Annotated in this window: 19 protein-coding genes and 1 pseudogene; 8 read left to right on the top strand and 12 right to left on the bottom strand. The window is 72.8% G+C overall.

The features are described from left to right. Window positions 1-81: 81 nt before the first annotated feature. Both ABD901_RS52165 and ABD901_RS52160 read left to right on the top strand, forming a co-directional pair. Window positions 82-768, top strand: a pseudogene (locus tag ABD901_RS52165) (ABC transporter ATP-binding protein); the annotation flags it as partial. Window positions 769-782: 14 nt separating this feature from the next. Next, a complete protein-coding gene (locus tag ABD901_RS52160; protein WP_345141841.1) occupies window positions 783-1,514 on the top strand; it encodes an ABC transporter permease in 732 nt (243 codons plus the stop codon). Window positions 1,515-1,516: 2 nt separating this feature from the next. On the opposite strand, the gene ABD901_RS52155 is transcribed toward ABD901_RS52160, so the two are convergent. Next, a complete protein-coding gene (locus ABD901_RS52155) occupies window positions 1,517-2,089 on the bottom strand; it encodes a TetR/AcrR family transcriptional regulator (protein ID WP_345141838.1) in 573 nt (190 codons plus the stop codon). An 89-nt stretch (window positions 2,090-2,178) separates the two neighbouring features. On the opposite strand from ABD901_RS52155, the gene ABD901_RS52150 reads away from it, so the two are divergent. After that, window positions 2,179-3,198, top strand: a complete 1,020-nt coding sequence (locus tag ABD901_RS52150) for a zinc-binding dehydrogenase (RefSeq protein WP_345141835.1) — start codon at window positions 2,179-2,181, stop codon at window positions 3,196-3,198. A gap of 7 nt (window positions 3,199-3,205) precedes the next feature. Here ABD901_RS52150 and ABD901_RS52145 read toward each other — a convergent pair whose 3' ends face one another. Then, entirely contained in the window at window positions 3,206-4,390 is a 1,185-nt protein-coding gene (locus ABD901_RS52145) for an FAD-dependent monooxygenase (RefSeq protein WP_345141832.1), read from the bottom strand. Between the two features lie 64 nt (window positions 4,391-4,454). Between ABD901_RS52145 and ABD901_RS52140 the strand changes: the two genes are divergently transcribed. Beyond that, the gene (locus ABD901_RS52140) at window positions 4,455-5,204 is read left to right on the top strand and encodes a TetR/AcrR family transcriptional regulator (protein ID WP_345141829.1); all 750 of its coding nucleotides are present in this window, start codon (window positions 4,455-4,457) and stop codon (window positions 5,202-5,204) included. A gap of 10 nt (window positions 5,205-5,214) precedes the next feature. Further along, window positions 5,215-6,939 carry a glycoside hydrolase family 3 protein gene (locus tag ABD901_RS52135; RefSeq protein ID WP_345141826.1) on the top strand — a complete coding sequence of 575 codons (1,725 nt, stop codon included), beginning with the start codon at window positions 5,215-5,217 and terminating at the stop codon, window positions 6,937-6,939. On the opposite strand, the gene ABD901_RS52130 is transcribed toward ABD901_RS52135, so the two are convergent. Both ABD901_RS52130 and ABD901_RS52125 read right to left on the bottom strand, forming a co-directional pair. Further along, window positions 6,936-9,686, bottom strand: a complete 2,751-nt coding sequence (locus tag ABD901_RS52130) for a carbohydrate-binding protein (protein ID WP_345141821.1) — start codon at window positions 9,684-9,686, stop codon at window positions 6,936-6,938. The genes ABD901_RS52135 and ABD901_RS52130 overlap by 4 nt on opposite strands. Window positions 9,687-9,953: 267 nt before the next feature. Further along, a complete protein-coding gene (locus ABD901_RS52125; protein ID WP_345141818.1) occupies window positions 9,954-10,439 on the bottom strand; it encodes a hypothetical protein in 486 nt (161 codons plus the stop codon). A gap of 86 nt (window positions 10,440-10,525) precedes the next feature. Here ABD901_RS52125 and ABD901_RS52120 point away from each other — a divergent pair, with 86 nt between their 5' ends. Next, entirely contained in the window at window positions 10,526-12,106 is a 1,581-nt protein-coding gene (locus tag ABD901_RS52120; protein ID WP_345141884.1) for a sensor histidine kinase, read from the top strand. 20 nt (window positions 12,107-12,126) lie between these two features. Beyond that, the gene (locus tag ABD901_RS52115) at window positions 12,127-12,798 is read left to right on the top strand and encodes a response regulator (protein ID WP_345141816.1); all 672 of its coding nucleotides are present in this window, start codon (window positions 12,127-12,129) and stop codon (window positions 12,796-12,798) included. Between the two features lie 4 nt (window positions 12,799-12,802). Here ABD901_RS52115 and ABD901_RS52110 read toward each other — a convergent pair whose 3' ends face one another. From ABD901_RS52110 to ABD901_RS52090, 5 genes are all read right to left on the bottom strand, one after another. Continuing rightward, complete coding sequence (locus ABD901_RS52110; RefSeq protein WP_345141813.1) at window positions 12,803-13,456, bottom strand: hypothetical protein; 654 nt, start codon at window positions 13,454-13,456, stop codon at window positions 12,803-12,805. 118 nt (window positions 13,457-13,574) lie between these two features. Next, window positions 13,575-14,393: a carbohydrate ABC transporter permease gene (locus ABD901_RS52105; RefSeq protein WP_345141810.1), complete on the bottom strand. Its 819-nt coding sequence runs from the start codon at window positions 14,391-14,393 to the stop codon at window positions 13,575-13,577. Next, the gene (locus ABD901_RS52100; protein WP_345141808.1) at window positions 14,390-15,253 is read right to left on the bottom strand and encodes a carbohydrate ABC transporter permease; all 864 of its coding nucleotides are present in this window, start codon (window positions 15,251-15,253) and stop codon (window positions 14,390-14,392) included. The genes ABD901_RS52105 and ABD901_RS52100 overlap by 4 nt, the downstream gene beginning before the upstream one ends. A 7-nt stretch (window positions 15,254-15,260) precedes the next feature. Continuing rightward, window positions 15,261-16,628 carry an ABC transporter substrate-binding protein gene (locus ABD901_RS52095; RefSeq protein WP_345141805.1) on the bottom strand — a complete coding sequence of 456 codons (1,368 nt, stop codon included), beginning with the start codon at window positions 16,626-16,628 and terminating at the stop codon, window positions 15,261-15,263. Between the two features lie 11 nt (window positions 16,629-16,639). Further along, a complete protein-coding gene (locus ABD901_RS52090; RefSeq protein WP_345141802.1) occupies window positions 16,640-19,261 on the bottom strand; it encodes a family 78 glycoside hydrolase catalytic domain in 2,622 nt (873 codons plus the stop codon). Between the two features lie 234 nt (window positions 19,262-19,495). Between ABD901_RS52090 and ABD901_RS52085 the strand changes: the two genes are divergently transcribed. Then, a complete protein-coding gene (locus ABD901_RS52085; RefSeq protein ID WP_345141800.1) occupies window positions 19,496-20,551 on the top strand; it encodes a LacI family DNA-binding transcriptional regulator in 1,056 nt (351 codons plus the stop codon). On the opposite strand, the gene ABD901_RS52080 is transcribed toward ABD901_RS52085, so the two are convergent. The 3 genes from ABD901_RS52080 to ABD901_RS52070 form a co-directional block, all read right to left on the bottom strand. Beyond that, window positions 20,541-21,038: a phosphoribosyltransferase gene (locus ABD901_RS52080; RefSeq protein ID WP_345141797.1), complete on the bottom strand. Its 498-nt coding sequence runs from the start codon at window positions 21,036-21,038 to the stop codon at window positions 20,541-20,543. The genes ABD901_RS52085 and ABD901_RS52080 overlap by 11 nt on opposite strands. A 100-nt stretch (window positions 21,039-21,138) precedes the next feature. Further along, window positions 21,139-21,606, bottom strand: a complete 468-nt coding sequence (locus ABD901_RS52075; protein ID WP_345141794.1) for a hypothetical protein — start codon at window positions 21,604-21,606, stop codon at window positions 21,139-21,141. A 73-nt stretch (window positions 21,607-21,679) separates the two neighbouring features. After that, window positions 21,680-24,907, bottom strand: coding sequence for a GH92 family glycosyl hydrolase (locus ABD901_RS52070; RefSeq protein ID WP_345141791.1), 3,228 nt, complete (start codon window positions 24,905-24,907; stop codon window positions 21,680-21,682). Window positions 24,908-24,947 lie beyond the last annotated feature (40 nt).

The raw sequence follows: 24,947 nt of genomic DNA, 5'->3' as shown, positions 1-24,947 counted from the left end.
CCGGGGACCGACCAAAGTCGGGGGTGGTCCCCGACCGCGGGTGGATGCCGGGATGCCCGATCCGGCGACAGGCTGGCGGGCGTGATCGAGGTCGACGAGCTGTCGAAGTCCTACGGCCGCCGCGCCGCGGTGGACGGGGTCTCCTTCCGCTGCGAACGGGGCACCGTGACCGGTTTCCTGGGCCCGAACGGCGCCGGCAAGTCCACCACGCTGCGGATGATCTGCGGGCTGACGCGCCCGACGAGGGGGCGGGCCCTGGTGTGCGGCGCGCCGTTCCGGGCCCTGGCGAACCCGGGCCGGCGGTGCGGCGTGCTGCTGGACGCGGCGGCGCAGCACGCCGGGCGGACCGGGCGGGAGGCCCTCGCGCTGTCGGCCCGGATCGTGGGCGCGCCGCCGGGCCGGGTCGACGAGCTGCTCGAGCTCGTCGGCCTCGCCGGCCCGGCCGCGCGGCGGCGCGTGGGCGCGTACTCGCTGGGCATGCGCCAGCGCCTCGGCGTCGCGCACGCGCTGCTGGGCGAGCCGGAGGTGCTGGTGCTCGACGAGCCGGCCAACGGGCTCGACCCGGAGGGCATCCGGTGGATGCGCCGGCTGCTGCGCGCGCACGCCGACGGCGGCGGCACCGTGCTGCTGTCCTCGCACCTGCTCGCCGAGGTGGAGCGGGTCGCGGACCGGCTCGTCGTCATCGCGGGCGGGCGGGTCGTCGCGCAGGGCACCCGGGCGCAGCTGGCCGGCGCCGGCGACCTCGAGGAGGAGTTCCTGCGGCTCACGGACGGGGCACGGTCATGAGCGCGGTCGCGCTCGCCGGGGTGGAGCTGCGCAAGGCGACCGACACGCGGGCGGCCCGATGGCTGCTCGCGGCCGTGGTCGCGCTGACCGCCGCGGCGCCGGGGCTGCAGGCGGCGTTCGGTGGGCCGGGCGGGAGGACCCTGTCCGCGCTCGCCGCGACAGGGCACATTCCGGTGTCGGTACTGCTGCCCGTCCTCGCCGTGCTGTCCGTGACGAGCGAGTGGTCGCAGCGCACGGCCCTGACGACGTTCGCGCTGGTGCCGGGCCGGTGGCGGGTCGTGGCGGCGAAGCTGCTCGCCGTCGTCGCGCTCGGGCTGGGCGCCGCGGTGGTCGCGCTCGGGGCCGGCGCGGCGGCGTTCGCGGCCGCGAGCGCCGCCGGGCGCGCCGACGGCGTGTGGGACCTGCCGGCCGGGCTCGCCGCGCGGCTCACGCTCGTGGACGTCGCGACCATGCTGTGCGGGTTCGGGTTCGGGCTGCTGATGGGCGGTTCGGCGGCGGCCGTCGCGGCGTACTACGCGGTGCCGGTCGGCTGGGCGGCCGCCGGGCGCCTCGTGCCCGCCCTCGAGCCGGCGGCGCGGTGGCTGGACATGAGCCGCACCCGGGTTCCGCTGGCCGGTGCCGGCGTTACCCCGCAGGACTGGGCGCACTTCGGCGCCTCGGCGCTGCTGTGGGCGGCGCTGCCGGTGCTGCTGGGCGCGATCCGCACCGCGCGCCGCGAGGTCGCCTAGGCTCAGGGGGCCAGCAGGCGGCCGAAGGCGAGCGCGAAGAAGGGCTCGAACGCCTCGACGGAGGCGGTCACGCGGACCTCGAGCAGGGTGCCTTCCCACGCGTTGATGAGGAAGCGGGCCGTCGCCTCCGGGTCCGTCGGGCCGACCTCGCCCGCCGCCTGTGCCTGCGCGATCGCCGCCGACAGCAGCGCCACCCACGAGCGCCAGCCGCCGGCCACCGCGGAGCGGATCACCTCGCTGTGGTCGGCGACCTCGGCGCCGAGGTTGCCCAGCAGGCAGCCCTGCCGGCCCTCCAGGGCCACGATCCGGTCGCGCATGAACTCGAAGTGGCCGCGGATGCGGGCCAGGGGCGCCACCGAGCCGTCGGCCAGGTCGGTCAGGCGCAGGCCCGCGCCGTACCGCTCCAGCGCCTCGACGGCCAGGGCCTCCTTGCTCTCGAAGTGGTTGTAGAACGACCCCTTCGGCACGCCCGCCTCGTCGGTGATGTCCTTGACGCCCGCGGCGTTGTAGCCCAGCTCGTGAAAACGGCGCAGCCCGGCGCCGACGATCTCCTCGCGCATGCTCCTGCGTGCCACAACCCCACAATATGACCGGTCGTCTCCCTGTCGTCAACGTGACGCAGGCGACCTGGCGGCGAACTAAGACGACCGGTCATATTGGCGGCATGGCGAACTACCTAGCAATCGAGACGACCGGCGGGCGGCGGTTCGCCGCCGTCGAGCGGGCCCTGCGCGAGCCGGGATGGGACGAGGTGCGCATCCGCGTGCACGCCTGCGGCATCTGCCACACCGACGCGGTCGCCGTCGAGGCCGGCGGCGGCGCGGCGATCGTGCCGGGGCACGAGGTCGTCGGCGTCATCGAGGCGATCGGGCCGGCGCCGGCACAGGACTGGCGCGTGGGCGAGCGGGTCGGCGTCGGCTTCCTCGGCGGGCACTGCGGGCGCTGCACGCCCTGCCGGCGCGGGGACTTCGTGAACTGCGCCGACCAGCCGCGCCTCGGCCTCACCGCGGACGGCGGCTACGCCGAGGTGCTCTATGCCCGCTCCAGCGGCCTCGTGCGCATCCCGGACGAGCTGAGCGCGGTCGAGGCCGCGCCGCTGCTGTGCGCCGGGCTCACCACGTTTCAGGCGCTGCAGCAGGGCGGCGCCAGGCCCGGCGCCCTGGTCGCGATCCAGGGGCTCGGCGGGCTCGGGCACCTCGGCGTGCAGTACGCGGCCCGGCTCGGCTACCGCGTCGCCGTCGTCGCCCGCGGCGAGGACAAGCGGGCCCTCGCCGAGCGGCTCGGCGCCGAGCACTACGTCGACAGCACCGCGCAGGACCCGGGCGAGGCGCTGCAGGCGCTCGGCGGGGCCGCGGCCATCGTCGCCACCGCCGCCAGCGGGTCCTCGATGTCGCCGCTCGTGCACGGCCTGGCGCCGCGGGGCCGCCTCGTCGTGGTCGGCGCGGCCGCGGACCCGGTGCAGGTCGACACCCTCGCACTCATCTTCGGCACGCGGTCGATCGCCGGCAGCCTCACCGGCACCGCGATCGAGAACGAGGACAACCTGGCGTTCGCCGCGCAGCGGGGCATCCGGCCCATGCTCGAGACGTTCCCGCTGGCCGAGGCCGAGAAGGCGTACGAGCTGATGATCTCCGGCGCGGCACGCTTCCGCGCCGTGCTGGTGACGGAGGGGGCGAACGCATGAGCGGGCGTCACGAGCCGGCCCAGGCGTAGGCCGGCAGCTCGACGGCCTCGGCGGTGCGGCGGGCGGCGTTGGCGATCATCTGCTTGCCGGGCAGGTACGGCACCAGCTTGATGTACTGGTTCAGGAACGCGGTGAGCAGCCGCCCCTGCGGCACCATCATCGCGGCGTTGCCCTCGGCGCCGCGCTGGGCACCCTCCGCGTACGGGCGCATGATGCGTTCGTACGCGGAGAACCCGGCCGCGTGGTCGGCACCGGCGCGCAGCAGCTCGCCGGCGAGCACGTAGGCGCCGACGACGGCGAGGCCGGAGCCCATGCCGGACAGCAGGCACGGCGAGTAGGCGGCGTCGCCGAGCAGCGCGACCCGCCCGGCCGACCAGCGCGGCATCCGGACCTGCGCGACGGAGTCGAGGTACAGCTCCGGCGTGGCGCGCAACGCGTCCAGCAGGCGCGGCGTGTGCCAGCCGACCCCGGCGAACGCCTCGGCGACGGCGCGGCGCTGCGCGTCGAGGTCGCGCCGGTCGTACACCTTCGGCGATGGGAAGAACAGCTGCGCCCGCGCCTCGGCGTTGTGGTTGGCGCTGGTGACGATGACGACCCGGCTCGTGGTGCGGTAGGCCTCCGCGGTGTGATCGAGGCCGAGGAAGTTCTCCACCGGGAAGATCGCGCAGTGCAGCCCGAGGTGGTGCACGTAGTCCTCCTCCGGGCCGAACGCGAGCGCGCGCACCGCGGAGTGCAGCCCGTCGGCGCCGATGACGAGGTCGTAGCGGGCCTGCGGGGCGTGCTCGAAGGCGACGGCGACCCCGCCCGGCTCCTCCCGCAGCGCCCGGACCGAGTCGCCGAAGCGGTACTCGACCCCGGCAGGCGCGGTCAGCTCGTAGAACACCTTGGCCAGGTCGCTGCGCAGGATCTCCACGTCGCCGGCGAACAGGTCGGCCGGCATGCGGCTGACCCGCCGGCCGGCCGCGTTGACGTAGTACATGGCGCCCATGCCGGTTCGCCGCCGCTCGATCTCCTCCAGCGCGCCCATGCGGCGCAGGACGTCCAGGTGCGCGGCGCCGCGGAAGTCCACGGCGTGCCCGCCCTCGCGCAGCGCGGGCGCGCGCTCCACGACGGTGACGGCGGCTCCGCCGCGGTTGAGCCAGTAGGCCAGGGCCTGCCCGGCGACGCCGGCGCCCGAGATCAGCACGTGCATGAGGGTCTCCTCCCCGCTCGACTGTTTAAGGATTAAACACCACTGCTTATGGTATAAACAAGGGGTGAGTGACGTTGACGACGCCGGGGTTCCGGCGAGCATCGCGGCGGCGTGGGGCCTGCGCGAGCGGGCGGGCTACGGCCCGCGGCCGGGGCTGAGCCTCGAGCGGATCGTGGAGGCCGGGGTCCGGGTGGCGGCCGCCGAGGGCCTCGCGGCGGTGTCGATGGTCCGGCTGGGCAAGGAGCTCGGCACGTCGGCGATGGCGCTGTACCGCTACGTCGCCGCCAAGGACGAACTGCTGGACCTCATGCTCGACGCCGGCGTGGGCGCACCGCCCGGCGAGCCGCCCGGCGCCGAGCCCGGCTGGCGCCCCGGCCTGCAGCGCTGGGCCCGCGCCTACCTGGATGCGCTGCTGGGTGCGCCGTGGACGCTGCAGGTCCCCGTGGGCGCACCGCCGATCACCCCGAACCAGATCGCCTGGCTGGAGCGCTGCCTGGCGGCGCTGGCCGGCACCGCGCTCGCCGAGCGCGAGAAGCTCTCCGTCGTCATGCTGCTGTCCGGGTTCGTGCGCAGCTGGGCCGGCACCGCCGCGGCCGCGATGCGAGGCCCGGGCGAGCGGCCGCCGATCGACTACGGCCGGGCGCTGACCCGCCTGGCCGACCCGGCCCGGTTCCCGGCCGTCGCCGCCGCGATCGCCGGCGGTGCGATCGACGACGACGCCACCTACGACGCCGAGGCCGAGTTCACGTTCGGCCTCACCCGGGTGCTGGACGGCATCGCCGCCCTGGTTGACGGAAGCCATCGATCGGCATAGAGATTTACATATGTTGAGACGTTCGGTGCTTGCCGGCGGCCTTGGCGCGCTCGTCGTCGCGGGGCTGCCCGATGAGGCCTCGGCCTCCCCCGCCGACCCGGTCGAGCGGCTCCTCAAGGGCCTCACGCTGGAGCAGAAGGTCGGCCAGATGTTCGTCGGCTACGTCTACGGCGACAGCGCCACGGCGCCCGCCGCGCCCGACGCGGCGGCGAACACCGCCCGATACGGCGTCGCGACGGCGGCGGAGGTCATCGCCCGGCACCACCTGGGCGGGGTCATCTACTTCACGTGGAGCCACAACCTCGGCGGAGGGCCCGCCCAGATCGCCGCGCTGTCCAACGGCCTGCAGGCCGCGGCCAGCGCCGACACCGGCATCCCGCTGCAGATCAGCACCGACCAGGAGGGCGGGATCGTCACCCGCATCGGCGCGCCCCTCGCGGTGTCGCCGGGCAACATGGCCGTCGGCGCCACCTTCGACCCGGCCGCCGCGCTGCGCGCCGCCCGGATCAGCGGCCAGGAGCTGCGCGAGCTCGGCATCAACGTCGTCGACGCCCCGGTCGTCGACGTCAACACCAACCCGCGCAACGCCGCCGACGGCCCGCGCTCCTTCGGCGACCGCACCGCACAGGTGTCGCTGCTCGCCGCGGCCGCGGTGGCCGGCTACCGCTCGGCCGGCATCGGCGCGCAGGCCAAGCACTTCCCCGGCCTCGGCGACACGACCGTCAACACCGACAACGGCGTCGCCGTCACCGACGAGACCCGCGCGCAGATCCTGGCCACCCACGTCCCGCCCTTCCAGGCCGCGATCGCGGCCGGGGTGCCGAGCATCATGGCCGCACACATCGTCGCGCCGGCCCTCGACCCGTCCGGCGCCCCGGCCAGCCTGTCCCGCCCGATCGTCACCGGCCTGCTGCGCGAGCGGCTGCACTTCGACGGCGTCGTCATCACCGACGCCCTCGACGCGGCCGCCCTGGCCGCCATCCCGCCGGCGCAGATCGTGCTCGACGCGATCGCCGCCGGCATCGACCAGCTGCTCATGCCCGCCGACCCGCCCCTGGCGATCCGCGCGGTCCTGGACGCGGTCGCCGCCGGGACGCTCGCCGAGGCGAGGATCGACCAGTCGGTACGCCGGATCCTGCGCATGAAGCGCGCACTCGGCCTCTTCGACGGCGCCGACGCACCCGCCTCACCGGTCGTCGGCACCCCGGAGCACCTGCAGGCGATGTCGGCGATCGCGGCCCGCTCGATCACGAAGCTGCGCGGCGCGGGCCTGCCGCTGCCGGCCGGCGCCCGCGTCCTCGTCACCGGCTGGGGCGTCGGCACCACACAGACCCTCACCGACGCCCTCAACGCCCGCGGCGTCACGGCCACCCGCCTGTGGACGGGCTCGCCCTCCCCCGCGGTGATCGCACAGGCCGTGGCGGCGGCGCAGGCGGCCGACGCCACGGTCGTCACCACGAACAACGTCTGGTCCGACCCGACCCAGGTGGCGCTCGTGCAGGCCCTCGCGGCCACGGGCCGGCCGGTGACCGCGGCGGCGGTCGGCGGGCCGTACGACATCGCGTACCTCCCGCCGACCCCGGCGTTCCTCGCCGCCTACGGCTACCAGCCGGTCTCGCTGCTGGCCCTGGCCGACGCCCTCACGGGCCGGGCCGGCACCCCCGGCCGCCTCCCGGTCACGATCCGCACCCCGGACGGCGCGACGGTGCTGTACCCCTTCGGCTCAGGAGACTAGGCGCTCCACACCTGGAACTCGGAGAGCTGGCCGGCGGGCCAGCCCGTGTTCGCGGTGAACGTGGCGCGCCAGTAGCGCTGGGTCGTGGCGGCGAACGTGATGGTGACGGTGTTGTTCGACGACGGGGAGAACGTGTACGCCGACGACGCCGTCACCGTCGTGAACGTGGAGCCGTCCGCCGACGCGGTCAGGGTCAGGGTCTGGTTGCGGGCGCCCCACGACGCCGGGAGCTGCAGCACGACCTTGTTCGCCGCGCGGGACGAGCCCAGGTCGACCTGGACCCACTGCGGGAAGGCGTTGTTGGCGCTCTCCCAGTAGCTGCCCTGGTTGCCGTCGGTGGTGTTCGACGAGGCGTACACCTGGGTGTGCGACGACTCAGACGTCGGCCGGCCCGCGGCGATGTTCGTCGGGGTCGGGGGCGGGGTCGTGCCGCCCGGGGCGAACTGCAGGCTGTTGAGGTTCCAGCCGCCGGTGTCCTCGGCCAGCGTGAGCACCTGGCGGCCGGCCGGCAGGGTGAGCGTCGCGGTGACGTTCGTCCACGCCTGCCAGTCGCCCGTTGCCGGGATGTTCACCGCGCCGGTGAGGTTGGCGCCGGTGGCGCTCGCCAGGTGCAGCGCGCCGGTGACGGCGCTCGGGGCCGCCACGCGGGCGGTGAGCGTGTACTGGCCGGCGGTTGCGACGTCGACGGTGTAGCGGAACCACTGGCCGGAGCCGGTCCAGCCCAGGTTGTACCCGCCGCCGGTGTCCGATGTGGGCTCGAGGTCGACGCCGTCGGCGCGGTAGGCGTTGCCGGTGCCGTTGACCGAGGTCACGTTGTAGGCGAGGCCCTGGCCGCCGGTGTCGTAGTTCTCGGCCTGCACGGTGCCGGGGACCGCGGCGGGGGTCCCGCCGAACGGGGCCTCGACGGGGCCGGTGCCGCCCTGCCAGCTGTTGCCGCTCAGCGTCGCGGCGAAGCCGCCGGAGTTGTTGAGGTACGCCGACGTGCCCGAGCGCAGGCCGGTCACCGTGTTGCCGGTGATGGCCGCGGAGCCGCTCGGCGCCGGGTAGAACGGCGGGGCGACGACGATGCCGTTGCGCCACGGCGACGTCACCGTGTTGTTCTGCAGCTGGGTGTTGGTCGACGTGGAGAAGCCGATGCCGTCGTAGAGGGAGTCCGCGACGGTGTTGTTCGCCACGACGACCCGGTCCACGACGCCGACGTTCTGCCCGTCGCCGCCGTTGCCCACGTGCAGGGCCGGCTGGCCCTGGCTGTAGCCGTTGCCGCCGGAGCGGGTGACCACGTTGTTGGACACCGTCGCGCCGAGCAGGTCGTTGCCGTTGACGCCGAAGCGGCCCGCGCCGAGGCCGATGTACCGGGCCGTGTCGCTGATGGCGTTGTACTCAACGTCGTGCCCGGAGCCGCCGTAGATCCCGATGCCCTTGCCGCCCCACGGTGCGACGATCGTGTTGTGCGTGAACGACGCGTTGGACATCGCCGTGTAGTACGTGCGGTTGCCGTTGCCGTCGGTGTTGTAGTTGACGGAGTTGATCGCCATGCCGTCGTCGCCGGTGCCGCGCACGAAGTTGTTCGTCGCGGTCAGGTTGTTGCCGACGGAGTTGCCCATCGACACGTTGTTGACGTTGATGCCGTCGGCCCAGATCGTAGTCAGCCGGCTGTTGCGCACGGTGCCGCCGGTGCCGGAGGCCCAGAAGCCGGACAGCGTGTGCTGGGTCCAGATGTTGTCGGCGACCCAGTTCGTGCCGGTGGTGTCCATCGCGCCGCCGGCGCCGTCGGCGCTGGCCCGGCTGGTGGCGTTGGAGTCGACGTGGAAGTCGCGCACCGTCGTGGACGTCAGCTGGAACACCGCACCCAGCGGCGTCGGGTTCGGCAGCGGTACCGCGCGATAGACGGTGCTGTACCAGGGCCCGGCACCGGCGATGGTGATGCCCTGCGCGTGCAGGCCGTTCGTGCCCTTCAGGTAGAAGGTCCCGGACGGGATCCACAGCGTGCGGCCCTGCGACTGCGCCTGGTCGATGCAGCTCTGGATCGCGCCGGTGCTGTCCACGCCGGCGTTGTCGGCGACGGCGCCGCACGAGGTGATGGAGATCGAGTTCGCCGGCTGGGCGATCGGCGCCGGGTTCTCCACGTCGACAACGTCGATGTCGTAGTAGGCGGCGGCGTTCGCGGCGTCCTTCTGCAGGGCGAACGTGGCGCCGGGCGCGATCGGCGCGCCGGTGACGAAGGCGCGGGCCTCGTCGAAGAAGACCCGGGGGTTGCCGTCGGCCGGGTTCTGGTCGCTGCTGTCGTTGTAGTGGTTGTTGCCCTCGTACACCCACGTCTGCTTCGACGTGAGGTTGAGCGCCTGGCGGAACGCTCCGTCGACGTAGAGGTTGAGCGTGGCCGACTGCCCGCCGCCGCCCGGTGCGTCGGGGATGCTCTCGCGCACCACGATCGCGCTGATCGGCTTGCCGGTCGTGTTCGTCCACTGCACGCGGTGCCCGGTGGCGGCCAGGTGCACGTACGCGTGCCCGGACGCCTCCAGGGCCGGGCTGGAGTACTGCGTCGTCGGCGCCGCGGTCAGCGCCACCGTGCCGGCGCCGCCGCCGGGCGTGCCGGCCTCGGCCTCGAGGCTGGCGAACGGCGTGGTCGCGCCGGCGACGGTGGCGGCCGGCGCGGGCGGTGCGGCGGCGAGCATCGCGCCCACCAGCACGGCGGCGGCCGCCGGCCCCACCAGGCGGCGCGTGATGCGCATGGTTGATCGGTTCATGCGGAGTCCTCCTCGGACCTGCGGTGCGGGTACGTAGCGGCGTACCTCGCGGTCCGGCAGCGCACCGCCGACGTGCGGTTCGGAACGCGAATGTCGCAAGTATTTGCATCCAACGCTCCGAACTTGCGGCCGTCAACCGTCACTTTCAACAGTATGGATGGCAAAATTACGACGACCGGCCCGTACCGCCGATGGTGGGGCGGCGCCGGTTACCTTTGGGGGAGGCGAACGACCGGCCCGACCTGCGATGGTGTCGGGATGGGTCGGTCACTTGGGGCGTTGCGGCGGGCGCAGCGCCTTGCAGGCGTCGAAGGCCGCCGGGAACTTCGGGTCGGCCTGCAACGGCTCGACCCCGGGGCCGAAGTTGCCGTCCTCGTCGGGGTCCGGGAAGGCGGCGATGCCGTGACCGCGCATGCACTTGGCGTACGCCTGCAGCGACGCCATCTCCGACGGGGAGATCGCACTGAGGGCACGGCTGTTCACCTTCGCCTGGCGCACCAGCTCGTCGCATTCGGCCGGCGAGCCCTGGGTCGGGTAGGAGACGGTCCAGACACCGCGGTCGTCGAGGGCCGGGTCCGGAAAGTCGGGGTATCCGTTGGCTCGCATGCACTCGGAGACCCGCAGCCAGGCGATGCGCGCCTCCTGCGCGCCGGCGCTCGGCGACGGGCCCGGCGACGGGTGCGATCCGCCGTTGCAGCCGGCGAGCGCGATCGCGACCGTGGCCAGCGCGGCGACGTACTTCGGCTTCGACATGGTCCTCACGGTGGCGCATCGATCCGCGGCGGCGCTGCCCCCAAAGGTTGCCCCGGTGCGACCACCATTTGGGGAGGGCGGCAGTGATGTGGACGGGCCTGTGGTCGCGGTTCGGCCTGCGCACGCGCATGGCCGCCTCCTACGTGCTGGTCTCCGCGGCCGCGGTGCTGCTCGTCGAGGCCGTCGTCCTCGGGCTCGCCGTGCCGCGCATCCTCGCCTCCGAACGGCAGGCCGACCAGGCGCGGCGGGCGGCGGCCGCGGCGGTGACGCAGGACCAGAAGTCCAAGGCCAGCCTCGCGGCCGTCGAGCTGGCGGCCATGGTCGGGCAGGGCGCCGCGGTGATCGCCGCGCGGGATCCGGAGCGCGCCGACGGGGATGTCCTCACCATGGCCCTGAAGACCGTGCAGGGCGACAAGAAGTGGTTCGGCGTCGAGCAGCTGGGGCAGCAGGCCCGGATGCGCAGAGCGGTGGCCGATCCCGACGGCCGCCTGGTGGCCGGCGACCCCCCGATGGGGCAGCGCCTGCCGGCCGAGGCGTTGCGCGACACCATCGGCACGCTGGTCATCGACGGTGTGCCGGGCGTCTGGGCCACGGCACCGATCCAGATCACCGAGACCACGGGCGGGTCGCGCCGCATCGGCCTCGCCTACGTGGCCATCGCGAACTCGGACAAGATCGCCCAGAGCAAGACCGGCGACACGAAAGCCCTCGGCGATAAGCCGGAGGTCGTCGACCACCCCATCGCGGACAGGACGGCCACGGCCGACGGCACCTCGCTCGTGCCGCTGATCACGCCGGCCGCGGTCGCCCTCGTGCTGCTGCTACCGGTCGGCGCGCTGTTCGGCCTGCTGAGCACCGGCCGGCTCATCCGGCGCATCCGCCGCCTGGCCGCCGGGACCACGGCGATGGCCGGCGGCGACCTCGCCGTGCGCATCCCCGCCTCCGGCCGCGACGAGGTCGGCCGGCTCGAGGACGCGTTCAACACGATGGCCGGGCGCCTCGCCGAGGCGCAGGACGCGCAGCGGGTCGCGGCCGGCGCGAAGGCCCGGCAGGCCGAGCGGGCCCGCATCGCCCGGGAGCTGCACGACGCCATCTCGCAGGACCTGTTCTCGGCCAGCCTCCTCGCCGGCGGGCTGCGCAAGGCCCTGCCGGAGGGCACGCAGCTGCGGCACCAGGCGACCGCGATGGAGGAGTCGCTGGCTCGCACCATGCGCGAGATGCGGGCCATGCTGCTGGAGCTGCGCCCGATCGCGCTGGAGGACGCCGGCCTCGCCGAGGCGATCGGCGAGCTGTGCCGCGCCTACGAGGCGCGGGTCGGGGTCCGCATCAGCGCCGAGGTCGCCGACCTGCCCGACGATCCGGCCGTGGAGCATGCGGTACTGCGCATGGCCCAGGAGGCCCTCGCCAACGCCGTCCGCCACGGCGACCCGAGCACCGTGGACGTGCGGGTCGAGCCCGAGCCCGCCCGCGACGGCGGCGGGCCCGGCGTCGCGGTGACCGTGCGCGACGACGGCCTCGGCTTCGACCCGGCGAGCGCCGGCGAGCGCCACGGCATGGGCCTGCGCCTCATGCGCGAACGGGCCGCCGAGCTCGGTGGCATCGTGGAGGTGCACAGCGCGCCGGGCGAGGGAACGACGGTGCGGGTTCGACTGCCGATAGGGGTTTGAGGCCGATGGGAGGTTTTGACATGGACCGCGTCGTGCGGGTCGTCATCGCCGACGACCACGCCGTGGTGCGCCAGGGCCTGCGCTTCGTGCTGGAGCAGGAGCCCGGCATCGAGGTCGCCGGCGAGGCCGCCGACGGCGTGGCCGCGGTCGCCGAGACGCTGCGCCACCGCCCCGACGTGCTGCTGCTGGACATGCGCATGCCCGGCCTCGACGGCCTCGGCGTCCTGCTGCAGCTGTCCACGATGGACGTGCGCCCGGCCGTGGTGGTCCTGACCTCCTACGCCGACGAGGGCCGCGCGCTGGACGCGGTCCGCGCCGGCGCTCTGTCCTATCTGCCGAAGACCGCGTCGACGGACCGGGTCGTCGAGGCGGTGCGCGCCGCGGCGGCCGGCGGCAGCATCCTCGACCCCGGCGTGACCGCCGCCCTGGTCCACCGCGTGCGCAGAGCCGCCGGCGAGAGCCCGCTCAACCGCCTCTCGACCCGCGAGCGCGACGTGCTCGCCGAGCTCTCCCGCGGCCGCTCCAACCGCGAGATCGCCCGGCTGCTGTCGCTGGGCGAGCAGACGGTCAAGTCCTACGTGTCGAGCATCCTCACGAAGCTCGACCTGCAGGACCGCACCCAGGCCGCGATCTTCGGCCTGCAGCACGGCATCGTCCCGCTCGGCGACGCCCTGGACCCCGACCGGCAGTAGGCGGCTATTTCGCGGCCTCGTCCTCGTCCTTGACGGCGGGCGGTTCGTCGGCGTCCTCGAGCACCTTGAGCGCCTTGTCGCGCAGCTCCTGCGCGGCGCCGACCTCGCCGGCCTGCTCCGCGTTGCGCGCGGCGTGCATGAGGCCCTTCACCCGGGCCCGGCGGTCGGCGTCGGCCATCGCGCTGCCGAGCAGCAGCCGGGTGTACAGCCACCCGGTGATGAACCCGAACCCGGCGGAGTAGAGCGCCAGCCCGCCGGTGAAGACGGTGGCGGCGGGCCCGTCGCCCATGGCCGGCGCGATCGAGGAGATCATGCGCCCCGCCCGGTCGGCGATGGCGCCGAACTGGGTCAGCCCGACCCCGACGAGGATCTTCGTCAGCCAGTCGCTGATCTGCTCGAGGTTGGTGTTGCCGACGATCGGCGACTGCCCCTGCCCGGTCCCGTTGGCGGCGGCGAGCCTGGGCACGCCGAAGACGAACCCGATCGCCCCGCCGGCCAGCGCCGTGGCCGCGGTGACGATCAGCCCGACCGCCGCGGTCGTCCACGCGTGCGCGCTCTGGCTGGAGTAGATCACCACGGCGAGCACGGCGAGCGCGACGCCGCCCAGCAGCCAGGTGAGGAAGGCCTGCCACGTCTTGCGCGTTGACGCCCTCTGCATCGGACCTCCTGTATGGGGTCTGCAGCTTAACCGTCCGCGGCACCCTCCGTGCGGGCTCGGCTTTCCGGCCGTTGGTCGATGGCATTCCGGGCTCCCCGCATGACGACTCTGCGCATGGTCAGCCCTTCACCGCGCCGGAGGTCATGCCGGCGACGATCTGGCGGTTGAAGAACATGAACATGATCAAGGGAGGGACGGTGATGAGCAGGATGTTCATGAACAGCAGGTTGTACTGCGTGTTGTACTGGCTGGAGAAGTTGTAGAGGGTGAGCTGGACGGTGGCGTTCTGGTCGCCGGGCAGGAAGTACAGCGGGTTGGTGAAGTCGTTGAACACCGCCACCGACTGCACGACGACCGTGGTGATCGCGACCGGGCGCAGCAGCGGCAGGACCACCCGGAAGAACAGCCGCAGCGGGCCGGCGCCGTCGATGGTCGCCGCCTCGTCGAGCTCCCTCGGGATCGTGGCGATGAAGGCGCGGAACAGCAGGATGCTGAACGAGAGCCCGAAGGCGATCTCGACGAGGATCAGGCCGGACATGGTCTTGAACAGCCCCAGGCGCTGCAGGACCCAGATCGTGGGTACCACCGCCGGGGGAATGATGAGGCCGGACAGGACCAGCAGGTCGATCGCGCGGTTCCACCGGCTGCGGCGGCGCTGCAGCACGAACGCGACCATCGCGGCCAGCACGACCATGCAGGCGACGCTGACGACGGTCAGGATCGTGCTGTTGATGAACGCGATGACCAGCATGTAGTCGCGCGCCTCGATGACGTCGACGAGGTTGGTCCACGGCTGGGCGCGCTTCGGCCAGCTGAACGCCGGCAGCGCCGCGTCCTGCCGGTCCTTGATCGCGTTGAGCACGATGAACAGGAACGGCACGACGAACACGACGCCGGACACGACGATGGCGGCGGCGCCGTACAGATGCCTCCTCACTGTTCGACCTCCCGGCGGTTGAGGAACCAGTAGAGCGGCAGCACGACCGCGGTGACGACGAGGAAGAGCACGACGTTGCCGGCGGTGGACAAGCCATAGAAGCCGGCCTGGTACTGCTTGTAGATGACCGACGCGATGACGTCGGAGGTGAAGCCGGGGCCGCCGCGGGTCATCGACCAGATGAGGTCGAAGGAGCGCAGGCCGCCGATGAGCGACAGGATGACGACGGTGACCGTGGCCGGGCGGGCCAGCGGGAGCACGATGTGGCGGAAGTTCGCGAGGGCGCCCGCGCCGTCGACGCGGGCGGCCTCGAAGTACTCCTGCGGTATCGACACGATGCCGGCGATGTAGATGAGCGTGGCGAGGCCCACGCCCTTCCACACGTCGACGAGGGCGACGGACAGCAGCGCGTAGTGCGGGTTGGTGAGCCACCCGGGGCCGTCGATGCCGACGGCCCCGAGCGCACCGTTGATCAGCCCGCGCTGCGGGTCCATGAGCACGGTGAAGGTCAGGCCGACGCCGATGGTGCTGACGAGGACCGGGAAGAACACGACCGAGCGCAGATAGCCGCGGGCGGACAGCTGCGAGGTGAGCAGCAGCGCGAGCAGCAGGCCCAGCACCACCTTCAGGCCGGAGGTGACGACCGCGTAGATGATGGTGTTGGTGAAGCCCTTGACCAGCGCGGGCTCTTCGAAGAACTGCCGGAAGTTGTCCAGCCCGATGAAGTGCGAGTCGAACAGCGACCAGCGGGTCAGGCTGAAGTAGAACGACGCGAACGTCGGCAGCAGGAACAGGGTGCCGTAGACGAGCGCGGCCGGCACGTAGAACCAGTACGGGTAGGGGCTTCGGGCTCGGGTCATGTTCGGGTCACCAGCCGGGGAGGCCGAGCTGCTGGGCCTGCTTCTTGACGTCCTGGTCGTAGAGGGCGGCGCCGTCGGGGGCCTTGCGGATGCCGGAGCCGACCTCGACGGTGATCTGCTCCAGCGACGGGCCCTTCACCGGGGACAGGAACTCCAGGGCCGGGCTGTTGGCGCCGTTGTCGAAGTACGGCTGCATGTCCTTGATCGGGGCGGCCACGTCGGCGGGCAGGGTGCAGCCCTTGACGAGGAACGGCCCGAACGGGGTGGTCGCCTTGGCCATGGCGTCGCAGCCGTCCTTGCTGGCCACGAACTGCAGGAACTTCCGGGCGGCGTCGAGCTTCGGGCCGGACGTGGTCTTCGGGATGTACACCCCGGCGGGCTCCCACACCGTGAGGCCGTTCTTGGCGGCGTCGTCGCCGGGCAGGGCGAAGAAGCCGATGTCGCCCACCTTGTCCGGGGACTGCGACACGAGCGTGCCGACCGCGAAGGTCAGCATCGGGTAGTGCGCGCCGGTGCCGTCGGCGAGGTGCTTGATGCCGGCCTCGAGCTTGGTGGAGGCGAAGTCCGTGGTGAGGTACCCGGCGTCGTGCACCTCCTGCAGCCGCTGGAAGCTCTTCAGCGCCGCCGGGGTGGTGGCGTACTTGGCCTTGCCGGCGGTGTACTGCTCGGCGAAGTCGGGCGCCGCGGCGGCGACGTTGTGGAAGTCGGCGAGCACGATGAGCTGCGAGGTCCAGGTGTCCTGGTAGGTCTGCACGACCGGCGCGATCCCGGCCGCCTTGATCTTGGCGTTGTTGGCCATGAAGTCGGCCCAGGTCTTGGGCACCTGCAGGCCGAGCTTGGTGTACACGGCCTTGTTGTAGAGGATGCCGCCGCCGGTCGCGCCGCCGAAGGGGACACCGTAGACCTTGCCGCCGGCGGAGACCGTGGACTTGAAGGTGTTGTCGAGGTCGCCGACGTAGGGCTGGTCGGAGATCGGTGCGAGGTTCTGCTCCGGCTTGAGGGCCTGGAAGAGCGAGCCGGAGTTGTACATGAACACGTCGGTCATGTCGCCGGTGGACAGCCGGGTCTTGACGACGTTGTCGCCCTCGGTGCCCTGCGGGCGGGTCTCGACCTTGACCGTCACGCCGGCGTGCTTGGCGTTGAAGGCGTCGGCGACGCCCTGCGCGGTCTTGAGGCTCGCGTCGGAGTTGTCGGCGAGGAACGAGATGGTGGTGCCGGAGCCGCTGTCGTCGCTGGAACCGAGGTCGCCGGCGCTGCATCCGGCCAGCGCCAGCGCGGTGGCGGCGAGGGTGGCGAGGACGCGCCTGGTCTGGGTCGACCATTGCGAAGCGCCGTCGAGCCAGACTGGGCGCAGGTGGGGGTGTCGTCCTTGCATGGCTTCGCTCCTTATGCGTTGAAGGGGTGGTTGACCTCGACGGGCGGCGGATCGCCGGCGGGGTCGCGGAAGGTGCAGGTGTAGTGGTGCTCGCCGGGGCCGGCCTCGACCGGCGCCCAGCCGTCGGCGGGCAGCTCGACGCGGGCGGTGACGCCCGGCGGCAGGCTGACCTCGACGTCGAGGCGGCCGCCGGTGCGGCGCCAGGCCACCCGGATCCGCCCGTACGGGCTGTCGTGGACGGCCTCGGCGTGCTCGAGGCCGCCGCCGGGGCGGGGCCGCACGGCGACGCGGCGGTAGCCGGGCGCGGCCGGTGCGAGGCCGGCCACGGTGCGGTGCAGCCAGTCGGCGACGGCGCCGAAGGCATAGTGGTTGAACGAGGTCATCTCGCCGGGGTTGACGGTGCCGTCGGGCAGCATGCTGTCCCAGCGCTCCCACATCGTGGTGGCGCCCATCGTGATCGGGTACAGCCACGACGGGCACTCCCGCTGCAGCAGCAGGTGGTAGGCGGTGTCGTGCTCGCCGACGCCGCTCAGGGCGTCGCAGATCAGCGGCGTGCCGGCGAACCCGGTGCCGACGTGGAAGCCCTCGGTGCGCACCAGCTCGACGAGGCGCCGCCCGGCCCGCTCCCGCTGCTCCTGCTTCACCAGCAGCCCGGCGGTGAGCGCCATGGCGTAGGCGGTCTGCGCGTCGCTGGCCAGCCGGCCGCTCGGCGTCACGAACTCGTCGTTGAAGGCCTCGACGACGGCGTTGGCCTGTGCGCCGTACCGCGCGTGGTCGCCGTCCTCGCCCAGCACCGCGGCGATCTCGGCGAGCCGGCGCGCGCTGTCGGCGTGTGCGGCCGTGGCGACGAGGTGCGGGTCGGTGCGGGCCGCCGCCGGCTGCTCGGGCGGCGCGGCCGGGTCGAGCCAGTCGCCGAACTGGAAGCCGGAGTCCCACAGGTGGTGCTCGCCGGACAGCGCCGCGACCTGGTCGACCCAGGCCCGCATGCTCGGGTACTGCGCCCGCAGCACCCCGGCGTCGCCGTAGCGCTCGTGCAGGACCGACGGCGCGACGACCGCGACGTCGCCCCACACGGCGGCCGGCTGCGGGGGCCCGAGCAGCTCCACCCACGGGACGTAGAACGGCACGGTGCCGAGCTCCTCCTGCTCGGCGGCGAGGTCGGCGAGCCACGAGGTGAGCAGGCCGGCGCAGTCGTAGAGGAACGCGGCGGTGGGGGCGAAGACGGCGAGGTCGCCGGTCCAGCCGAGCCGCTCGTCGCGCTGCGGGCAGTCGGTCGGCACGTCGAGGAAGTTGCCGCGCATGCTCCACACCACGTTGTCGTGCAGCCGCTCGAGCAACGGGTCGGAGCAGGCGAACCAGCCGGTGCGGGTCATGTCGGTGTGGCACACGACGGCCCGCACGTCGGCGGCGCCGGCCTCGCCGGGCCAGCCGCTCACCTCCGCGTAGCGGAAGCCGTGGACGGTGAAGCGCGGCTCCCACTCCTCGACGTCCCCGCCTCGCAGCACGTACTCGTCGCGCGCCGCCGCCTCGCGCAGCGGCCGCACGTACAGCTCGCCGTCCTGCAGCACCTCGGCGTGGCGCAGGACAACGGTGTCGCCGGCCCGGCCGCGCACGCGGATGCGCAGCCGCCCGGTGATGTTCTGGCCGAAGTCGAGGATGGCGCGGCCGTCGCGCGACACGGTGACGGTGACCGGGTGCAGGACCTCGGTGCGGCGCACCGGCGGCCCGTCGGGCGCGACGAGGCGGGTCGCGTCGAAGGGCAGCTCGTCGACGCCGGCCCAGTCGCCGCCGGCGAAGCCGGGGCGCGACCAGCCGGGGCGCTCCAGGCGGGCGTCGTGGCGCTCGCCGTCGTACAGCCCGGTCGCCGTGATCGGGCCGGGCGCGGACCGCCAGGCGCCGTCGGTGCCGACGACGTGCACGGATCCGTCGGCGCACTCGACCTCGAGCTGCGCGAGCAGGCCGGTGCGGGTGCCGTAGACGCCGCGGCGGCCTCCGCGGAAGCCGAGGCGCCCGGCGTACCAGCCCTCGGCGAGCCACGCGCCGATCGCGTTGCCGCCGGCGGCGAGGTGCCCGGTCACGTCGAACGCCTGGTAGCGCAGCCGGTGGTGGTAGCTGGTCCAGCCGGGGGCGAGGACGTGGTCGCCGACCGTGCGTCCGTTGATTTCGATCTCGTACAGCCCGTGCGCCGTCGCATACAACCGCGCCCTGACCGGCTGGGCCGGCAGCACGAACTCGCGCCGGAGCATCATGGCCGGGCCGTCGGTATCGGATATTTCTGATGTATCCGCGCCTATCATCGCGGCCTGCCAGTCCGCCGGTTCCAGCAGGCCGGCCTCGACCGTCAACGGTTCGGATAGTTCGGACATGTCATCGTTCATCCACACCCGAACCCGGACCTCGCGCGCCTCGCGGGATGCCAGCGGCGTCGCGGGCCAGGCGACCAGAACCTGGTCGGGGGACGGGACGACGCCGGTGGTCCACAAGGCGCCGTCCGCGGAGCGCACCTCGATCTCGTAAGCGGTCTGCATGGCGTCCGGCAGGGAGGTCGAGATGCGCCAGGACAGCCGGGGCCGGTTGGTGCCGAGCCCGAGCGGCTCGCGATGATGCTCGGCCCGCAGATCGACAACACGCATGGTGCCTGCCTTCATGAAACGATTCAACGCCCCGGCGACGGCCGGAAGGGGTGTGGGCGTTGCGGCGGATTTCGTAGAGCGTTCTCCATTGTTATGACGGTCACCACGAGTGTCAAGCACGCGTCTCTGCCCGTTTCCGTAGACCAATATCCACGATCGCACCGCCGATCGCCCGTGACTACACTGCGGTAGGCGTGTAGTTCGTTCTACATTCAGCACCGAAGGAGACGGCGGATGGCAGTCGAGCCCGAAGCGGAACCGGCGGCCCGCCGCACGACCATCGCCGACGTCGCCAGCCGCGCCAACGTCTCGACGGCGGCGGTGTCGAAGGTGCTGCGCAACGCCTACGGGGTGAGCCCGGCGATGCAGGAGCGGGTCCGCGCGGCGATCGCCGAGCTCGGCTACCGCCCGCACGCGGCGGCGCGCGGGATGCGCGGCCAGACGTACACAATCGGCGTGCTCATCCCCGACCTGCGCAACCCGTTCTTCCCGGAGCTGATCGAGGGCATCGGCGAGCACCTGGCCGCCACCGACTACCAGGCGCTGCTCGGCCCCGGCGGCAGCACGCCGGAGTCGCAGGCGCGCATCACCGAGGCGATGATCGACCGCCGGATGGACGGCCTCATCATGATCGCGCCGGTGGTGCCGCGGGCCCAGCTCGAGGCGACCGCACGCACGGTCCCGACGGTCGTCATCGGCCGGCACGGCCGCTCGGCGGAGTTCGACGCCGTCGTCGACGACGACGTGACCGGCGCCGGGCTGATCGTGGACCACCTCGCCGACCTCGGCCACCGCCGCATCGCGCACATCGAGCACCGCGACACCACGCGCGGCATCCCCACCACAATGCCGCAGACGGTGCGCGCCGACGGCTACCGGCAGGCGATGGCCCGCCGCGGCCTGACCGACGAGATCGACGTGGTCCCCTCGACGTACAGCGAGGCAGGCGGCTACGCTGCGGCCCGGGAGCTGCTGGCCCGCCCGCGCCGCCCGACCGCGATCTTCGCCGGCGCGGACGTGGCCGCGATCGGGGTGCTCAACGCGGTGCACGAGGCGGGGCTGCGCATCCCCGAGGACATCTCGGTCGCCGGCTACGACAACACGAGCATCGCCGCGATGGGCCCGATCTCGCTGACCAGCGTCGACCAGGACGGCCGGCTGATGGGCTCGAACGCCGCGCGGCTGCTGCTGGAGCGGGTCGAGGGCAAGCGCCGCCGCTCGGTGCTCATGTCGCTGTCCCCCACGCTGGTGCCGCGCCGCAGCACCGGGGCCCCGCCCGTCAACCCGTGACGGCGGCCTGCGGGTCGGTCACCGGCGGCAGGCTCGACCACGGGAAGGTGATCCAGCGCTCGGTGCGCCGCCACACGTACTGGCAGGCCACCGTCGACTGCGGCTTCTCGTACAGCACCGCGCAGCGCACCTCCGCGACCCGCCCGGCACAGAAGTCGCGCACCACCTCGAGGGTCGCGCCGGTGTCGGCGACGTCGTCGGCGATGAGCACCCGGGCCGAGGGCAGCTCGCTGAGGTCGGGCAGGGGCGGCAGGATGACCGGGGCGTCCAGGCGCTGGTCGACGCCCGTGTAGTACAGGACGTTCATCATGTGGATGCTCTTGACGTCCAGCGCGTAGCTCAGCGCGCCGGCCACCAGCAGCCCGCCGCGCGCGACGCTGAGGACGAGGTCGGGCCGGAAGCCGTCGTCGGCGATGGCCTGCGCCAGCTCGCGGGCGGCGGTGCCGAACGTCTGCCAGTCGAGCACTTCGCGCTCTTGCTGCTCCATCGGACCGCCTCACGCCGGGCTGTCCGGCGCGGTGCGGCCGGTCCGCGCAGCATACGTCCTCGGGAGTTCCGAACGGCGTGCTGCAGCGCCGCGAGGCGGGTCAGTGCTTGAGCTGGATCGTCGCCCGGTCCGGCGCGTCCGGCTTCGCCCTGGTCACCTGGTCCTTCGCCGGGACGCCCGCCGACTGCAGCTGGCCCAGGCCGACGGCGGGCTGCTGCTCCCCGGACTCGGATGCCGGGACCGGGGCGACGCCCTGATCGGCGTCGGCGACCCGCAGCGTCACTCCGGCCGTGGTGAGGGCGAGCAGCAGCGCGCCCCACGCGAGGGTGGGGGTCCGGCGGCGACCCCGGGTGGGTCGCCGCCGGCTCGGCGGGGTCTTCTTCGGCGGGTTCTTGCTCGGCATGATCACTTTCGGCTCCGCCTTCGCCGTGACGGCGGGCGAGAGGTGACGCGGGCGGTACTCGGGGGCTACGGGCCGCGGCGTGATGGGCGAGCGCCGGGGGTAGGCGGGCGCGACATGGGTGATCGGGATGACCCGCACGTACGGGCGGACGAGGACCGGAGGCATGATGTGACCGTAAGCCGCATCAGTGCCTGCCGATCCCCTGTCGAACGGGTGAGCAGACGAATCACCCTGTGACTCACCCGTATACGCGCAGTTCGTAAATCCGGGTCGCGGTATCGGTGTTCTGCGTCGGCGTCACGACGTTGAGCCGGACATAACGCCCCGAAACGCCGCTGACGGGGTGGGTGGTGCTCGCCGCCGTGTTGCCCGTGACGTCGACGACCCGGGTCCAGGTCGTGCCGTCATTGGACACCTCGATGTTGAACGCCTTGGTGTTGTACGTCGCCGGCTCCCCGCCGGCCTGCGCGTGCGCCACCTCGAAGCGGCTGATCGCCCGCGACGAGCCGAGGTCGACGCGCAGCCAGGCGCCGGCGACCAGCGAGCAGAACTTGTCGGCGTTGCCGCCGCTGACGCTGCCGTTGACCGCCTTGTCCGGACCCTCGCTCGCCGCGCACGCGGTCGTGCCGGTGGCCGGGCGGTTCAGGGCCAGGTTCGTCGGCCCGGTGCCGCCGCTGCCGTACGCCTCCAGCTCGTAGATGCGGGTCGCGGTGTCGCTGTTCTGCGTGGGCGTGGTGACGTTGAGCCGCACGTAGCGTGCGCTCGTCGCCGCGATCTGGTGCGTGGTCACCGGGTCGGCGTTGTTGGTGACCGTGACCGGCGTCTGCCAGGTGCTGCCGTCCGTGGACAGCTGGATGGTGAACGCCTTGGTGTTGAACGCGGCCTGCTCGCCGCCGGCACCGGCGTGCTTGACGACCAGGCGGGTCAGCGTCTGCGCCGAGCCGAGGTCGACCTGCAGCCACGACGGCCCGGCGGCGGAGCAGAACTTGTCGGTGTTGCCGCCGGTGACGCTGCCGTTGACCGCCTTGTCCGGTCCCTCGTTCGTCGCGCAGGCGGCCGAGCCCGTCGCCGCGCGGCCCTGCGCCAGGTTCGGCTGGGCCGCCGGCGGCGTCGTGTGGTTCGACGACGGCGGGGTGTCACCCGCGCCGGTGCCCCAGGAGCCCGGCGTGCCCGTCACCGTGTAGGCGAGGGAGGCGCCGTGTGCCAGGTCGGCCTGGGAGAGCCAGGTGCGGGTGAAGGCCGTGCCGCCGAGGGTGGCCGAGCCGATGTACCGGTTCGCGTCGCTCACCCCGGCAGCGGTGATGGTGACGGTACCGCCCTGCTGCGAGCCGTACGATCCCACCGTGAGCTTCGCCGAGGGGAACTGCGGCGTGCTCACCCCGTAGAAGTTCGCGCCGTTCATCAGCGGGTACAGGCCGAGCGAGCTGAACACGTACCACGCCGACATCGTGCCGAGGTCGTCGTTGCCGGTCACGCCGTTGGGGCCGTTGGCGAACAGGGTGTAGGCGGCCCGCAGTACCGTCGCGGTCTTGTAGGGCTGGCCCGTCCACAGGTAGGTGTAGGGCGCCAGCAGGTCCGGCTCGTTGTTCGGGTTGTACGTCGTGAAGCTGTAGTAGTCGTAGGCGCCGTTGACCCACTTGTTGTGCGCCGTGCCCGACGGGTCGGCGAGCAGGTCGCTGTAGGCGAAGAACTGGTCGAGCCGGGTGTTGGCCGCGCTCTTGCCGCCCAGCAGCGTCACCAGGCCGTCGGGGTCCTGCGGTACGAGCCACTGGTACTGGTACGCGCCGGCCTCGTGGAACGTGTGCGCGCCGTCGGTCGGCGAGTACGTCGGGGCGAAGACCCCGTTGGCGTTACGCGGCCGGAAGAACCCGATCGACGGGTCGAAGAGGTTGCGGTAGTTCTGCCCGCGCGCGGCCAGCTGGTCGGCGTCGGCGGTGTGCCCGAGCGCCCGCGCCATGATGGCCAGGCTCGAGTCCGCCGCCGCGTACTCCAGCGTCGCCGAGCTCGGGTACTGGCAGTCGTGGTCGAACTGGTTGACCGGGTTGCACGTGACGCCGGTCGGCACGTACCCGAGCGCGGTGTAGTACGGGTTGCCGTTGCGCCCGTTGAGCCCGGTGCTCGCCGGCGGCGTGCCGAACGCGTTCTTGCGCAGCGCCGTGTAGAACTGCTCCTCGTATCCGTTGAGCAGCCCGCGCGCCCACAGGTCCACCAGGAACGGCGTCACCGGGTCCCCGGTCATGGTGTTGGTCTCGGTGTTGTCCAGCGCCCAGCGCGGCAGCCACCCGAGCTCGCGGTCCACGGCGAGCAGCGACAGCGCGGAGTCCCGCGCCACCTGCGGCTCGAGCATCGCCACAAGCTGGTTCTGGGCCCGGTAGGTGTCCCACAGCGAGAACGTCTGGTACGGCGTGTACCCCGACGCGGTGTGCACGGCGTTGTCGAAGCCGCGGTAGCTGCCGTCGACGTCGCCGGCGAGGTTGGGGTGCAGCAGGGAGTGGTACAGCGACGTGTAGAAGGCGACCTGGCGGTCCGTGGTGCCGCCGTCGACCTCGACCTTGTGCAGCTTGGTGTTCCAGGTGTCGTGTGCGGCCTGGCGTACCGTGTCGAAGTTGAACCCGGCGGCGGACGTCTCCGCGGACAGGTTGGCCCGCGCCCCCGCCAGCCCGGTGTAGGAAATGCCCACCTTCACCGTCACGGCCGCGTTGGACGTGGTGTCGAAGCGCACCCAGCCGCCCTTGGCACCGCTGCCGCTGGAGGCGCGCGACCCGCTCGTGAACGTCGAGCCCGACCACGTGCCGAACGAGGCGAACGCCCGGCTGAACTGTGCCGTGAAGTACACGGTGTGCGACGTCGGCGACGGCCCGCAGAACCCGGAGACGGTCGTCGACCCTTCGACCGTGTCACTGCCCACAATGGACACCGAGGTGGTGCTCGCGCCGGTCGTCTGCCCGCGCGCCTGCGCCGTATTGAACAGCACGTTGGACTGGGTGCCGGACGGGAAGGTGTACCGCTGCCAGCCGCTGCGCAGCGTCGCGGTCAGCTCGGTGGTGACCCCGTTGGGCAGCCCGATCCGGTAGTAGCCGGGCGTCGCCTGCTCCTGGGCGTGGTTGAGCGTCTGCCCGTAGGTGTTGGGGTCGCTGGTGCTCACGGCCCCGACGGTCGGCATGAGCGGCACCTCGCCGGCGACGGGACACCCGACGCCCGACAGGTGCGTCTGGGAGAACCCCCAGATCTTGGTCTGGTCGTAGTTGTACCCGGTCCCCCACCCCGTGTCCGGGCTGACCTGCACCATCCCGAACGGCAGCGCCGCACCGGGAAAGGTGTTCCCTTCCTTCTGCGTGCCGATCATGGGATTGACCAGCGTGGTCAGGTCGGCGGGCACGGCGGCGCGAGCGGGCGCGCCGACGGCGGTGACGGCGATGGCGGCGGCACAGACCGCGCCGAGGGCAGAGCAGAGCAGCCTTTTCACGTCGCTCCTAGCGATCAACGGTGAACGGCCGCCGACCGCC

It is taken from the genome of Dactylosporangium darangshiense (assembly GCF_039537565.1).
Classification (GTDB): Bacteria; Actinomycetota; Actinomycetes; order Mycobacteriales; family Micromonosporaceae; genus Dactylosporangium; species Dactylosporangium darangshiense.
Note: the sequence above shows the minus strand (reverse complement) of the source record. Positions and strands in the feature narration are given on the sequence as shown.